Origin of the sequence: Paenibacillus sp. GCM10027628 (assembly GCF_042676385.1) — a bacterium.
Classification (GTDB): domain Bacteria; phylum Bacillota; class Bacilli; order Paenibacillales; family NBRC-103111; genus Paenibacillus_E.
Genome location: NZ_JBHTHA010000002.1, coordinates 1022148 through 1036370 on the forward strand (window position 1 = coordinate 1022148; position 14223 = coordinate 1036370).

Genomic DNA, 14223 nt, shown 5'->3' on the forward strand with positions numbered 1-14223 from the left:
CACCTCCGATTACGAAGAATTTGGTCGATTTGGCTACCTGTGCGCTACGGTTACTCCCAATTTGGCCAATACTTCTCTGGCTGCCCGTTGTCCCGTCTCGACTGCGCCATTCATGAACTGCTGATTTTGCAGGGACGTGTATTCCCCGGCAAAGAAGCAGTTGCCTTCAGCCTCTCCGAAAACCCCTCTGAATTTGGTCATTTGTCCTGCTTTATAGCAGGAGTACGAGCCTTTGGCCCATTTATATCCGGGCCAATAATCCAGCGCTGCAACTCCCGTATATTTGGCAGTCAGGCCAGGCATATCGCGTTCAATGAGCGGCAGCATCCTGGAAACGTTGTACTGTGCGTCTCCGGCGCCGAAACTATAGCCCAAATCGCCGCCCGTAAAGTTGGTTAAGATCGCCGTCGAACCGGATTGGCCTACAGTTGAATCCCAAACCACCTGATAGCCGGTATTGGAAACGATCTCGCCATCGCTGCCAAGCGAGTGCCAGTAAGGTTCTGTAAACTGCATGGCCAGCTTGGAATTCGTCGAAACGCCCAATTCGGCAATCCCTTTAAGCTTCAGGCTTCTGAAGCCTGCCTTACTCAGATCGACATCCCTTAGTGTGGAAACTGGCAGAGCAAGAATCACGTAATCCGCGGTCACGCTCGGCTGGCTGCCGGAGAAACACAGCGTATAGGTGCCATCATTATTCTTTTTAAGCGCTTGCAGCGGAGCTGATGTCATAATTTGCCCACTCAGTTTATTGGCAAGTCCCTTTGGAACCTGATCATTTCCGCCATGAATATGGTACCGCTCATCGTGCCCGACGCCAAATGGCGTGTATTCGTCTTTGCTTGCCGTACTCATGGCGTACAGCATCCAAAGGGCGCTCAATTGGCTGCTCTCGAGGCCTGCGCTGGAAGTCCAGGATAAATCGATCGATTTGCCAAGCATGGAATTCATTCCTCTCGGCACATTGAGATTGATCCAGTCCTTAATCGACATGTTGTCCAATTGATAGCCTCTGCTCGTGTACTGGTAGTAGAACGTATCGCTTCCGGCATCCTGAACGTCCTTTTGCAGCTGGTTATAGATCGTTTTGAACTCTGTGGCAAGCGATGTAGGAATCGAACCGTCAAGAATCACTCTGAAATCGCCAACCTCCAGCGCCCATAAATCGTCCACTTGCAATTGCAGCTCGCCAATGAGGCCGAGGAGCTCGGTATCTTGAGAATTGACCAGCTCTCCGCCATGCTCGCTTGTTTGTCCATTGGCAAACGAAGTCCTGTTCGTAAAGCAGCGGCCGCCGACGCGTGTCGATGCTTCATACACCTGAGCCTGGATGCCCGCTTGCTTCAAGCGGTAGGCCGCTGTCAAACCTGCCAGCCCGGCGCCCACGACAGCAACGCGAGGCGCAGTCGCCGCATTGACTAATTTGGCACCAAAGTTAAAGAGCGATGGCGGAACGGCCAGCACCGCTGAAGCCAGCGCCGCTTTTTTCAAAAAATCTCTTCGCGTAATGCTCTCCTGCACTTTTTCCTCTACGACTTGTTCAACAGGAACATTTCTTCTAGCCGATTCTCCCGCAATACTAGCCGCTCTCTTTAACTGCCGCATGAAAGGACTTTTTGCCATTGTTCATTCCCCCATTCAGTTTTTGGTTTACAGCTTTATTCAAATTTCATCATGACATGCTTTAAGCGGGTATACTCCTCTAAGGCGTAGATCGACAGATCCGACCCATAACCCGACATTTTATGTCCGCCGTGCGGCATCTCGCTCGCCAGAATCAGATGCGCATTCGTCCATACTTCGCCGAACTCCAGCTCTTTACTCGCCCGCATGGCGCGATCCAGGTTCTTGGTCCAGACGGAGGACGCCAATCCATACTTGCAATCGTTCGCCATGGCAATCGCTTCTTCATCAGTTCTAAACGGCATAACGGTAATGACGGGGCCAAACACTTCCTCCTGTATGATCTCGTCGGATTGCTTAGCTCCGGCGATCACGGTAGGCTTGTAGAAAAAGCCGGGACGATCCAAACGCAAGCCGCCGGTTAATACCGTGCAACCCGCTTGATGTACGGCGCGCTGCACCATCTCATCGATTTTATGGAGATGCGCTTCGGAAATAACGGGACCTACCTGCGTATCCGGCAGCAGCGGATCGCCAATTGCCGTGCCTTCAACGAAGGCGATCAATTTTTGAATAAACTCGTCGTAGACCGTTTCTTGAATATAGATTCTTGTTGCAGCCGTACAGTCTTGCCCGCTGTTGTAAAACCCTCCGGCCATGGCCCAGAATGCGGCGTCATCCAAATTCGCATCATCGAACACGATAAACGGCGCTTTGCCGCCCAGCTCCAAATGCAATTTTTTCATAGAGCCTGCCGCTTCCCTGGCAATGGAAATACCGGCGCGCACACTACCTGTAAGCGCTGCCATTTTAACTTCGGGATGGCGCACCAGCGCCGCTCCCGCCTCCGTGCCGCGCCCGGTCACGATATTCAGAACGCCAGGCGGCAATAGCCCGACGCTCAATTCCGCCAGCTTCAAAGCGGTTAACGGCGTAAGCTCTGAAGGCTTGAGCACGACCGTATTGCCCGCAGCGATCGCCGGGCCGATCTTCCAGACGGCCATCGCCAGCGGGAAATTCCAGGGAGCGATGGAACCGATGACGCCAAGCGGTTCCCGGCGCAGCATACTGTTATGTTGCGCCATATACTCGCCTGCCACTGGTCCTTGCAGCATTCGCGCCGCACTGGCGAAAAATCTCAAATTATCGACGATGAACTCGATCAAATGCGTTGAGAATTGGATCGGCAGTCCCACATTTTGCGTCTCCATAACAGCCAGTTCATCCGCATGCACTTCGATCCGGTCTGCAAGCTTTAATAAAGCCGTGCTTCTTTCGCCCGGGGTCGTATGCCTCCATGTTTTGAAGGCGCTGCTTGCAGCTTGAACGGCTGCTTCGATGTCCCCCTCATTGCAAGCGGGCGCTTCCGCGATCGCCTCTCCGGTTGCCGGGTTGACGATGACATCATATTGATGGCTAAGGCTTTCTACAAATTGCCCGTTAATGAAGATTTGCTTTCTAAGCGTCATACACGGCGTCTCCTCTTCAACTTTTGCTATTCTAACAACCACTGCTCGAAGCGTTCTTGTACTTTGTCGAAATTGGCGATCCAATAGGAATCGTCAGCTGCGATTTGTATTTTTTGCAGTTCAGGCGTTACCCCAAGACGTTTCTTATCCGCATCCGACAATTGGTCGATCGCTTTTTGATTCGCCGGCGCGTAGTCGGCGTGTTTGCCGTAATCCACTTGCACATCCACCGAGGTCGCAAAAGCAACGAATTTCATCGCCAAATCTTTATTTTTCGTGCCTTTGGGAATGACCCAGCCCAAGTAAGAGCGAAACGCGTTCTCATAAGTGAATGCTACCGGCGTCCCTTTTCTCTTTTGATCCGTCAGTGCGCCGTCATAGCCTGTGGAAAGGGCTGCCGTTCCGTTGGTTAACAAATCCGGCACCTGTGCTCCGCTGGTCCACCATGTTTTGAATTCCTTTTTAATTTCATTCAGTTTCTTGAAGGCGCGATCCAAATCGAGAGGGTATAGTTTATCTGGCGTTACGCCGTCAGCAAGGAGCGCCATTTCCATCGTTGGAGCCGGAAATTTATAAGCGGAGCGCCCGCCGGGAAACTTCTTCAAATCCCAAAAATCCGCCCATGTCTTAGGCGCTTCAGCCGCACTGATTTTATTGGAATTCCAGCTGATTACGGTAGCAAAAGAATCCGAAGCAATGAAGTTAGCGGTCGCCGTTTGATCGTTATATCCGTCTTTCTTGACGATATTGTAGTCCAAAGGCTCGAACAGCCCCTGCTGGCCGGCTAATTTCCCGTAGAAAGAGTCCACATTCACGACATCCCAGGTGACGTTGCCGCTGTCCACCATCGCCTGCAGCTTGCCGTAATCCGGCGGCGTTTCAATTTCAATTTTCACATTGTATTTTTTCTCAAAAGCGTCGTAAACCGCTGCTTTCCTATACCCGACCGAGTTGGCGTCCCAGTCAACAATCGTTAGCTTCTGCGGGCTCGTTTGACCTGAGGTGCTTGTAGCTCCCGCAGCTCCCTCCTCATTCTTACCGCATGCGACCAGCGAAGCGCTTAAGGCGAAGACGGAAACCATCACAACCAGTTTTTTTAACATTGTTAGTCCCCCTTTTTAATCATTCGTTTCTCGCTGCTGGAAGTGATCCAGCCCTGAACTAAAAACAACGCTATAGTCATGAAAATCAATACGGTCGATACGACAGCGATGCTCGGATCGATACTCGTGCGCAAGCTTTCCCAATACTTGACCGGCAGCGTTTTGGTGTGGGCCCCGGACATAAACAGTGAAATGATCGGCTCGTCAAAAACGATGGAAAATGCGAACAGCGCTCCCGAGAACAAGCCTGTTTTCATTAAAGGAACGGTAATTTTGAAAAATGCGCCGACCGGCGTGGAGCCCAGTCCCATGGCCGCCAATTCCAGATTGCGGTCCACTCCCTTCAAACTGGCGGCGACCAGCGTAAACACAATCGGAATCGCGATGACCGAGTTGGACAAAACCATCCCTGTATACGTATCCGCTAACTTAAACGGAGAGAAAAAATGATACAGCCCGATCGCAACGATCACCGTGGGAACGACCATGGGTGACAGCATTAAGGGGACAAAGATGTTCTTTCCCCAGAAATTCAAGCGAGTAAAGGCGAGCGCCGCCATCGTTCCTATAACGAGTGAGATCAGCGCTGTGATGACACCGATGATCAAGCTGCGAGAAAACACTTGAATCCAAACTGGATTTTGCAACACCTTCTCGTACCAAACGAGCGAGTACCCCGGCGGTGGAACTTGAAAATACGAAACAGATGTAAACGATAACGGGATGATAAGTACGATCGGGAGCAGGAAAACAAACAAAATAACGGCCACCAGAATTCTCAGCAGCATGTTAAATCACTCCCTTCAATGCGGAATGATTTCTGAAAATCAGGAAAGGTACGGCAATCAAAAGCAGGGTTGCGCCCAAGAGAATGATGGAAAGCGCCGCCGCCATATGCCAATTCAGCGTGACGTTGATAAAATTGGCAATCAGATTCGAAATCATCTTGTCTTTCGGACCGCCCAAAATCACGCTCGTAATATAAAAGCCAAGACTGAACACGAAGCAGATGAGCACGCCTGCGATCACGCCGGGCATCGACAACGGGAGCAACACGTCGCGAAACGCTCTCCATGGCCGGGCTCCCATCCCTTCGGCCGCTTGCAGCAATCGGCCGTCGATCCCTTTCATCACGGAGTAAATACACAAAACCATGTAAGGGAATAAATAGTGCACCATGCCGACAACGTTGCCTGTCGACGTATATAACAAGTGAAGCGGCTGATCGATCAAGCCAAGTCCTAGCAGCACTTTATTGATAACCCCTTCATTCTGCAGCATAACCATCCAGGTAAATGTGCGAATCAGCACGCTAATCCAAAAAGGAATCATGATGAGCGACATCGTGATGCTTCTCCATGTTTCCGACTGCATCTTGTAGAGCAGATAAGCGACCGGATAACCAAGCAGTAAAGCGGCTAAGGTAGCTATGAACGATATTTGGAACGTATAGAGGATGACTTTTAAATACACCGGCGTAGTAAACGCTTGCATAATATACTTGGTTGTATAATGAACACCGTCATGCACGCCGAGCTTCATGATTTTAATGATCGGGAAAAAGGTTAACAGCAGCATATATAAAGCCGGAATGATAAATAACAGCCATTTGATGCCTGGAACCGCGGATAAGATCCCCGTTTTCCTTTTTAATGGCAATGCCGCCGTTTGCGTTTGCAAGTTCGTCATATGCAGGGTTCACCTCACTCTCCTTCGCTGCTTACGAAGCGGGCATCCTTTCAATCGATTCGTCATCAGGAATCAGCGAGGCCTCCTGTGCATTCCACCCGACCTGAATCTCATCGCCGGCTGCAATATCTCTGGAAGCGGCATAAGGCAGTTTGATATTGATTTGCTCGTTCGTACTCGTCAGGGCGTCAATGCGGAAAGAATCTCCGGTATACGTTTTTTCCAGTACTTTCGCTTGAACTACGTGGGAATATGTCGTTTCTTCGCGTACGATATGGATATTGGCCGGCCGAACCGCGATCAGTACAGCAGAGCCCGCAGCGAGGTTAGTTTGAGCCTCCATCTGAACGACATGCCCGTTTAAAAGCCTGACGGCGGACACGCCTGCTTCCGATTGTATAACCTCCCCGCGAAACCAGTTGATCTCGCCAATAAAAGAAGATACGAATTTGCTGCGAGGGCAATTGTACAGCCCTTCTGGCGTATCGATCTGTTCAATTCTCCCTTTATTCATGACGCAAATACGGTCCGACATCGTCAGCGCTTCTTCCTGGTCATGCGTAACGTTGACGGTGGTAATTCCCAAATTTTCTTGAATATGCTTGATTTCGAACTGCATTTGATGGCGCAAGTTTTTATCAAGCGCCCCAAGCGGCTCATCCAGAAGCAAGAGTGGCGGGTTGAAAACGATGGCCCGCGCGAGGGCGACCCGCTGCTGCTGACCGCCGCTCAACTGGTTCGGATACCTTGAAGCGAAATCCTCAAGGCGCACTGTTTGCAGCGCTTTATGCACATGATCTTTGATTTCCGGTTTCGGAATTTTTCGCAGGCGGAGCGGATAAGCGATATTGTCAAAGATCGTCATGTGCGGGAATAAGGCATAGTTTTGAAAAACCATGCCGATATTGCGGTCATACGCTTTCTTTTTGGTAATATCCTGACCGTCCAGGAATATCGCTCCGTCATCCAGCGCTTCAAAGCCGGCGATGAGTTTGAGGAGTGTTGTTTTCCCTGAACCGCTCGGTCCCAGAATGGTGACGAATTCGCCTTTATCGATGGATAAATGGACATGATCAACAGCTACATATTTTTTGTAGCATTTTTTCGCGCTTCTGATCTCCAAATGAGCTGTCATGAAAATTTCGCTCCAATCCTTTATGTCTGCCTGTCAAAAACGATGCTGCCATCCATGACGGTGAGTTCTACCTTTGCATCTTTGATTTTATCCGTCGGCACCTGGAACAAATTGCGGTCGATGACGATCAGGTCGGCTAGCTTGCCTGCTTCGAGCGTCCCGAGTTCATGTTCTCGGAAAACGCCATAAGCAGCCGTCTTTGTATACGCTTTCAACGCTTCGGCCAGCGTAATCGCCTCTCCCTCGTTAAAAAGCTCGCCTTCGGCTACAACCCTGGTTACGGCCCGATAAATTTCCAGGAACGGGTTCAGCGATACGACAGGGTAATCCGTGTTTAAGACCACTTTTGCTCCTGAATCCAGCAGCGATCTGATCGCGAATGTATTCGTTTCCCGCTCGCCGATGCAGGAAAAATAGTGCTTCTTATTAATCAGCTCCATATGCTCCGGCTGCATGGATGCGAGGACGCCCAGCTCTTTAAAGCGCGGGATATCTTCGGGGTGCACGACCTCGATATGCTCGATCGTATGTCTGGCATCCCGAGTCCCGTTCCGGCGCTGCGCTTCTTCAAATAAATCCAGCGCATACCGCACGGCGCCGTCTCCGACCGCATGAAAACGAATGCGGAACCCTTCCCGGTCTGCGGCAAGCACGTACTCCCTCATTTCCTCGGGAACGTGCGGACCGCGGGAATCCGGCATGTCCGCGTAAGGCTCCACAAGGTTGGCCGTGTGGGTCGTCACGACGCCATCGAGAAATTCCTTCAAGCCTGAAAACCGGAGCTTGCTTGAATCATACTTGTCCCGGTAAAATTTGGCTCTCTCCATATCCCCGTCGAGACCGATTAAGAAATGAATCCGCGAAGTCAATTTCTCTTCCCGCTCAAACGCTTCATAAAGTTCAATTTCATTGATTTCCAAATCCGTCACTTTAAAAATATCTGTCAATGAGGTAACGCCATACGTGGCTGCCTGGCTCAAAAACGATTCAAATACTTGTCTTTTCCGGCCTTCGCTTAGCTTCATCGCATGCCTGGAAGCGATACTGGCCGCCGCTTCATACAAAATTCCCGTAGGCTCCTGAAACTCATCCTTCATAATTTCCCCGTGCTTTGGATTCGGTGTATTCCTGTTAATGCCGAGCAGTTCAAGAGCCTTGGAATTCACCCACGCCATATGGCCGGAGGCGTGGAATAAAAATACCGGACGGTCCGGAATGGCCGCATCCAGTGAAGCACGATGCGGCAGCTTCGGCACATCCCATTTCGTATGGTACCACATGTAGCCTTGAACCCATAAATCATCGGGCCGCGATGCGGCAAATTCCGCCACTCTGGCAACGACTTCTTGTTCCGAACGGGCATCGAGCAGATTGACATGGTCCTCCATGAGGCAACCGGGAATAATATGAAGATGCAGGTCGTTAAAGCCCGGCATAACGAGTTTGTCTTCATATCGGTAAACCTTGGTGTGCGGCCCGATCCGTTCCTTCAATTCGCTTTCTTCGCCAACCGCCGCAATCCTGTTGCCGTTAATGGCAATGGCTCCTGGCTTCGGCGAGCTTTCGACGCCTGTAAATACGGCATTACTGATGATAATCATATCGGCATATTCATCGCGCTGCTTGGATGGCATAGCTTACCTCCATCGTCGTATTATTGCTTCTTCGTTTCACTGATCGTGATATAAAGCTCTACATTTTTATTCTTCAAATAGGATATATAAGTTTCCGGATTCACACAGAGCTCCGGCGGTTTGACGCCTTTCTCCGTAATTTCGCCTTTCAAGAGCATTTGGGCAACGATGGAAGCCGGTATCGCCGTTGCGTACTGCGTTGGACTGGCTGCCCATTCATCCTGATATCGGGTCAACAATTCAAGCCTTACGGTTGTCCGGTTGCCGTTTTTCCATCCTTTGACCTCAACAAGCAGCGAGTCTGTTCCCCAGACCGGCTTCTCTTTCTTGGCCAGCACTTTGGACAGCAGCGAGACAAGCTGGCGACGGGGCACTGTCCCGTCTTCCAACTCATTCGTATCGATGAGTCCCATTTCATCCAGCATTTTGATTTTCTCGATTGTCGCCGGATCCCATGTATCTTTATACGTAATTTCTTGCACTTCCGGGAAGCTGGCAGGCAGGGTGGCTAGCTCGGAATGAATAATGGAGTACGTTTTCTGAATGCCCAAAGACTCATGGAAATGGGTAAATTCTTCATCTGCCAAAGGGGGGATTTCAACTAACTCGCCATTTTTTACAGCGTTAGCGTTTTTAACCGCTTCATCAATGATCGTATCCGCAGCAAAAGCAAAGGTTGTTCCGGACGAAGTAGAACCGTAGCGGATATGGATTTCTTCCGCAATATCCAACAGGTTAACGCCATACCGGCAAAATACGTTCGAAGTGCCCGGATCCGAGCCCATGCCCGTAATCGCGAGAATATCCGCTTCCTTCAATCGGGCATCCAATTTCAGTTGCTCGTTCGTATATTTGAAGAGCCCGCCCAAATCAAGTATGCTCACTCCAACGGCAGAAGCCGCTTGCATGGCATCCAAATTAAAGACATAATTCATTGCGTTAACGCACACTTTGCCTTGGCGCAAAACGGATTTTGCCGCTTCCGCATCTCTAATGTTCAAGGTCTTCGTCGTGATCTCTTTACCCACCCATGCGGCCAGCTCATCCAGCTTCGCTTGATCCAAATCGGCAGCGATGACTTCGACTCCGCTCTCCGCCAAATCTTTGACGATAACTTTACCTATTGTGCCTGTCGCACCAAGTACTACGACTTTATCCAAGTGAAATCCTCCTTTATTGCGGCAGCCATCCGGCTGGGGAAACGTTTAATTTGATATTGATTTGCTTCGGCTCCAAAAATTGTCCAAAACCGTATGTGCCCAAGTCCCGGCCGATCCCGCTCATCTTAAAGCCGCCCCACGGCGCTTCATTGTAAGTGTTGTGATACGTATTGATCCAAGTAATGCCCGCCCGAATTTTTCGAATCACCCTCATCGCTCTTGATGAATCGTTCGTAAATACGCCGCCGGCCAAACCAAATTTGGTGCCGTTCGCCAGACGAATGGCTTCATCTTCCGTAGCAAACTTTTGAATGACGAGCACTGGTCCGAAAATTTCTTCCTGAACGATTCTCATCTCAGGCGTCGTATCGGTAAAAATGGCCGGTTCCATGAAATAGCCCTTGCCTTCAATTCGTTTGCCGCCGCAAAGCAGCGTCGCGCCTTCATCCAAACCGATTTTCACATAGTCCAGCACGGTTTCAAGCTGATCCTTGGATACGAGCGGACCCATTAACGTGTCCTCTTCGATACCGGGACCCATTTTGATTTTCTTCACCTTGACTAACAATTGCTCGACAAAACGGTCATACAAGCTTTCTTGTAGAATCAAGCGGGAGCCCGCTGAGCACACCTGTCCTTGGTTGGCGAAAACGGCAAACAGCGCATATTCGACCGCCGCTTCAAAGTCCGCATCTTCAAACACGACAAGCGGCGATTTCCCGCCCAGCTCCAGGCTCAATCTTTTCATCGTCGGCGCAGCCTTCTGCGCAATGGCAACCCCTGTCTCGGTGCCGCCCGTAAAAGAGATTTTATCGACTAACGGGTTCTCGGATATCTCATTGCCGATGGTGGAGCCGGGTCCCAAAACAAGGTTAAGCACACCTTTAGGGAAATTCATTTGATCGATGAGTTCAAACAATTGAATCACTGTAAGCGGTGTCACGGAAGCGGGCTTAACGACCACCGTACATCCCGCAGCGATTGCGGCCGCAATCTTCTGGGTCGCCATCACGAGCGGATAATTCCATGGCGTAATTAACGCCACCACCCCGACAGCTTCTGAGACAACCATGGCCTGTACGTCGTCCGGAACGTCATATACCTGCCCATGAGGCTTCGTCGCCAGCCCGGCGAAATAACGGAACTGATTCACGGCATCGGCCACATCGTATCTGGCTTCTTGGATCGGTTTCCCGTTATTGAGCGTCTCCAGCCGTGCAAAATCTTCGGAGCGCTCCTCTAATCGGGTTGCCAGTTGAAGCAGCAGTTCGGCGCGGTCTCTCGCCTTGCTTTCCATCCAACCGTCTTCGTAAAACGCACGGTGCGACGCTTCAATCGCCGCTCTAACGTCATCCACATCGCCTTCCGTTACAACCGCAATCACTTCTTCAGTAGCCGGATTCAAGATATTGCGGGTTTTCCCGCTTCGTCCGGTCACCCATTCTCCATCTATATACATCCGCTTGATCTCCATTTGATTGCTCCTCCTTTCTGCAATTCACTATAGCGCTTTCTTTTCCATTTTAATCCGATATGTCCCAGAATACTATTGCGTTCAGGGATAACTTATCATATATTTACTATCACTAAGGGATAATATCCAATTTCTTATCGGGAGTGTAAGTAACATGAAAGTTATCGAAGCTCTACAGCTGCCCTCGCTCCAGCCGGCCAAAGTCGTTGCAGGTGCGGAAGGCCTCCATCGGACGATCCGTTGGGTCTCTATCGTTGATCTGCCTGACCCGCTATCTTGCGTGAGTTCAGGAGATTTGCTTTTGACAACGGGCTACGGGTGGCCCCGTGATGAAAAAAAACTGCAGGAGCTGATCGTCGGGTTTTCCAAATGCGGACTTGCCGGGATCGGACTCGCCGTCCCCGAATATTTCGCCAATATGCCCTTATCCGTGCGCAAAATCGCAGATGAGCTGAAGTTTCCGATCATTGAAATTCCCTGGGAAGTACAATTCAATCATGTTACAGAAGAAATCCTCAGCTCCATTTTGACCTATCAATATAACCTTCAAGAACAGTCGGAGTTCATTCATCAAGAGCTGATGCGAATCGCTTTGGACGCCAACGATCTTCAAGAAATTGCTCTTACACTCGGGCAGCTGATTAAACGAAACGTCATTATTCAGCATCCGGAAGGCCCCGTACTTGCTGCTTATAACTTGGACAAAGACGGGTTCGAAGCCAAGGAACAATTATTCAATCAAGAGATGTTCGTCTTTCGAAAAGAACAAGTGCAGCATGTACCGCTGGGTTCCCTGTCAAAGCCGATCCGCATTGCTTCCGAGCCGGAAGCCGGTGTACCGGAAAGGGTGCTATGCCCCATTTCGATCAAAAGGGAGCTGGTCGGTCTGTTGTGGATCATCGAGGGACAACAGCCGCTTCGCGAAGTAGACTTGCGTGCCGCACAATCCGCCTCGATCGTCATGGCGCTCCACATTGCCCAGCAGCGAGCGCTGGCCTCGCTCGAGGCTCAGCTTGGCTACTCGTTCCTGGATTCCTTATTTGAAAGCGAGTCCAGTACAACCCCGCAGCTCTTGCGCAGGGCGGAGTTGTTAGGCTTCGAACCGGACGGCATTTATTCCGTCGGCGCCTTTATTATGGATGCTTCCGTTCCCTTGACACGCGATGGAATCGTAAAACGGGAACGGCTCGCCGAAAAATTGAAACGGAGCATGCAAGAGCTGAAAATACCGTCTGTGCTCTCTCTGACGCAAAACCAAATTATTTTCTTAATTCCAGACCGTGTGCCGTCCGAAGAAATCTGGAAATCGATGAAGGATGCGAATCTCTCCCTTGCCGTCAGCATCCCTCACCGGGGATTTAACAATGTGCGATTAGGCTACAGGGAAGTTAACTCTATATTGCCTCATATCCAATTCGGTCAGCTCCATCGTTATCAAGACTTGCTGGTGCCCCGCGTCCTCATGGGGGATCTGGATGCACGATCGTCGTTTCTGAGCAAGCTGTTTGACCCGCTTCAAAGAAACAAAAACGGCAAAGTTCTGATCCATACTTTATTGGCCTACGCCAATCAAGGCTTTCAGCTCAATAAAACCGCTGAGGAATTAAACATTCACCCCAAAACGATGCGCTATCGATTGGATCGGGCCATTACACTTGGGGATTTCGATCTCGAAAAAGCGGAAACACAGTTCCATCTTCAATTAGCCGTTCGTCTTTATGCGTTGGAAAATCAAGAGCATTGAACGATCAACACGAAAACAGCGGTTCACTTCCAGATATCGCTGGGTTGTGACCGCTGTTTTCCGATTTAACTGAATATACGCCGAAGCTCCTTGGCAATTTCGCCCATGCAGTCTTCCGCTTGGGGATATAAGCCAATTTTATCGATAAAAGCATGATCCATCCCATTGTATTGAATCAGCTTCGTGCCTACGCCGGAGCGGGATAATTTCTTCGCGTAGGCCTCGCACTCCACACTCAAGTAATCATATTCCGCAACCACAATTAACGTTTCGGGCATTCCGCTCAAGTCATCGGCCAGCAGCGGAGATACATACGGGTCTGTAAGCAGATTTTCTTTACTGCCCAAGTAAAGCCCAAAAAACAAATCTTTGCTCTGTCCCAGCCCTTTTACGATTTCTACAATATGCTCCCGATGATTGCGGATATCGTACTTTTCAAGATTCCATGAAAAGTCTTCCGTCTCCACGCCTGCTATGTTCACGGCTGGATAAATGAGCGCTTGAAAACGAATCATATGCGTACCAAGATTTTTGTCCATCAGCGCGCACACCGTTGCCAGATTGCCGCCTGCGCTATCGCCCGCAACGGCGATTTGCTCCGGATTAACGCCAATTTCATCCGCGTGGGCATGCACCCATTGAACAGCCTCAAAGCAATCGGTCAATCCGGCGGGGAACGGATGCTCGGGCGCAAGCCTGTAATCGACTGAAATCACGACCGCCCCGGCTTTCTCCGCCAACGATTTGCACGGATTTTCGACCACATCGACAGACCCCCCGATAAAACCGCCGCCATGGATAAATACGACCGCAGGCAAACGTCCTTGCTGCGATGGCGTGTAGATCCTCACCGGAATTGGACCGTACGTGCCTGGAATGGTTTGGGAAACCGTACGGATCGGACTGCGGGTGACATCATCGTTCGCCCATCCCATCATCGCTCTTATCTGCTTCACGAAGCCCGAAACATCCGCCGGATCAACACTTAAACTGCCAGCTGAGGATATAGGATCCGCATGCTGGAGCAGAACGTTATATACTCTCGGATCCAGTTCTCCGAAATGATCAGAGTCGGGAATAGGTTTAATGATAAAATCATAGCCGCTCGGTTGTAGATAAATTGTTTTTTCATCCAATTTGGCAAGCAGCTCTGCATATTGGCTTTGATCAGTCACAGCAATGCGACCTCCTT

The 14223-nt window shown here is 50.3% G+C and carries 11 protein-coding genes; 1 reads left to right on the forward strand and 10 read right to left on the reverse strand.

What is annotated here, in order from left to right:
- Positions 1-33: 33 nt before the first annotated feature.
- From ACFQZT_RS05475 to ACFQZT_RS05515, 9 genes are read right to left on the reverse strand one after another with little or no spacing between them, the layout of a single operon-like run.
- Complete coding sequence (locus tag ACFQZT_RS05475; protein ID WP_379297326.1) at positions 34-1623, reverse strand: flavin monoamine oxidase family protein; 1590 nt, start codon at positions 1621-1623, stop codon at positions 34-36.
- A gap of 35 nt (positions 1624-1658) precedes the next feature.
- The gene (locus ACFQZT_RS05480; protein ID WP_379297328.1) at positions 1659-3092 is read right to left on the reverse strand and encodes a gamma-aminobutyraldehyde dehydrogenase; all 1434 of its coding nucleotides are present in this window, start codon (positions 3090-3092) and stop codon (positions 1659-1661) included.
- A gap of 26 nt (positions 3093-3118) precedes the next feature.
- Positions 3119-4195: an ABC transporter substrate-binding protein gene (locus tag ACFQZT_RS05485; protein WP_379297330.1), complete on the reverse strand. Its 1077-nt coding sequence runs from the start codon at positions 4193-4195 to the stop codon at positions 3119-3121.
- 2 nt (positions 4196-4197) lie between these two features.
- Positions 4198-4983, reverse strand: a complete 786-nt coding sequence (locus tag ACFQZT_RS05490; RefSeq protein WP_379297332.1) for an ABC transporter permease — start codon at positions 4981-4983, stop codon at positions 4198-4200.
- 1 nt (position 4984) lies between these two features.
- Positions 4985-5884 carry an ABC transporter permease gene (locus tag ACFQZT_RS05495; protein ID WP_379297334.1) on the reverse strand — a complete coding sequence of 300 codons (900 nt, stop codon included), beginning with the start codon at positions 5882-5884 and terminating at the stop codon, positions 4985-4987.
- 31 nt (positions 5885-5915) lie between these two features.
- Positions 5916-7019: an ABC transporter ATP-binding protein gene (locus ACFQZT_RS05500; protein WP_379297336.1), complete on the reverse strand. Its 1104-nt coding sequence runs from the start codon at positions 7017-7019 to the stop codon at positions 5916-5918.
- 20 nt (positions 7020-7039) lie between these two features.
- The gene (locus ACFQZT_RS05505) at positions 7040-8653 is read right to left on the reverse strand and encodes an amidohydrolase (RefSeq protein ID WP_379297338.1); all 1614 of its coding nucleotides are present in this window, start codon (positions 8651-8653) and stop codon (positions 7040-7042) included.
- 20 nt (positions 8654-8673) lie between these two features.
- A complete protein-coding gene (locus ACFQZT_RS05510) occupies positions 8674-9813 on the reverse strand; it encodes a saccharopine dehydrogenase family protein (protein WP_379297340.1) in 1140 nt (379 codons plus the stop codon).
- A 13-nt stretch (positions 9814-9826) separates the two neighbouring features.
- Positions 9827-11287: an aldehyde dehydrogenase family protein gene (locus ACFQZT_RS05515; protein ID WP_379297343.1), complete on the reverse strand. Its 1461-nt coding sequence runs from the start codon at positions 11285-11287 to the stop codon at positions 9827-9829.
- Between the two features lie 154 nt (positions 11288-11441).
- On the opposite strand from ACFQZT_RS05515, the gene ACFQZT_RS05520 reads away from it, so the two are divergent.
- Positions 11442-13031, forward strand: coding sequence for a PucR family transcriptional regulator (locus tag ACFQZT_RS05520; protein ID WP_379297345.1), 1590 nt, complete (start codon positions 11442-11444; stop codon positions 13029-13031).
- A gap of 65 nt (positions 13032-13096) precedes the next feature.
- Here the strand turns inward: ACFQZT_RS05520 and ACFQZT_RS05525 are convergent, their stop codons facing one another.
- Positions 13097-14206: an alpha/beta hydrolase gene (locus ACFQZT_RS05525; protein ID WP_379297347.1), complete on the reverse strand. Its 1110-nt coding sequence runs from the start codon at positions 14204-14206 to the stop codon at positions 13097-13099.
- Positions 14207-14223 lie beyond the last annotated feature (17 nt).

What these genes read in the sequence shown, in the direction of transcription:
- ACFQZT_RS05475 (WP_379297326.1), bottom strand. Translation starts at nt 1,623, where the DNA reads ATGGCAAAAAGTCCTTTCATGCGGCAGTTAAAGAGAGCGGCTAGTATT.
- ACFQZT_RS05480 (WP_379297328.1), bottom strand. Translation starts at nt 3,092, where the DNA reads ATGACGCTTAGAAAGCAAATCTTCATTAACGGGCAATTTGTAGAAAGC.
- ACFQZT_RS05485 (WP_379297330.1), bottom strand. Translation starts at nt 4,195, where the DNA reads ATGTTAAAAAAACTGGTTGTGATGGTTTCCGTCTTCGCCTTAAGCGCT.
- ACFQZT_RS05490 (WP_379297332.1), bottom strand. Translation starts at nt 4,983, where the DNA reads ATGCTGCTGAGAATTCTGGTGGCCGTTATTTTGTTTGTTTTCCTGCTC.
- ACFQZT_RS05495 (WP_379297334.1), bottom strand. Translation starts at nt 5,884, where the DNA reads ATGACGAACTTGCAAACGCAAACGGCGGCATTGCCATTAAAAAGGAAA.
- ACFQZT_RS05500 (WP_379297336.1), bottom strand. Translation starts at nt 7,019, where the DNA reads ATGACAGCTCATTTGGAGATCAGAAGCGCGAAAAAATGCTACAAAAAA.
- ACFQZT_RS05505 (WP_379297338.1), bottom strand. Translation starts at nt 8,653, where the DNA reads ATGCCATCCAAGCAGCGCGATGAATATGCCGATATGATTATCATCAGT.
- ACFQZT_RS05515 (WP_379297343.1), bottom strand. Translation starts at nt 11,287, where the DNA reads ATGGAGATCAAGCGGATGTATATAGATGGAGAATGGGTGACCGGACGA.
- ACFQZT_RS05520 (WP_379297345.1), top strand. Translation starts at nt 11,442, where the DNA reads ATGAAAGTTATCGAAGCTCTACAGCTGCCCTCGCTCCAGCCGGCCAAA.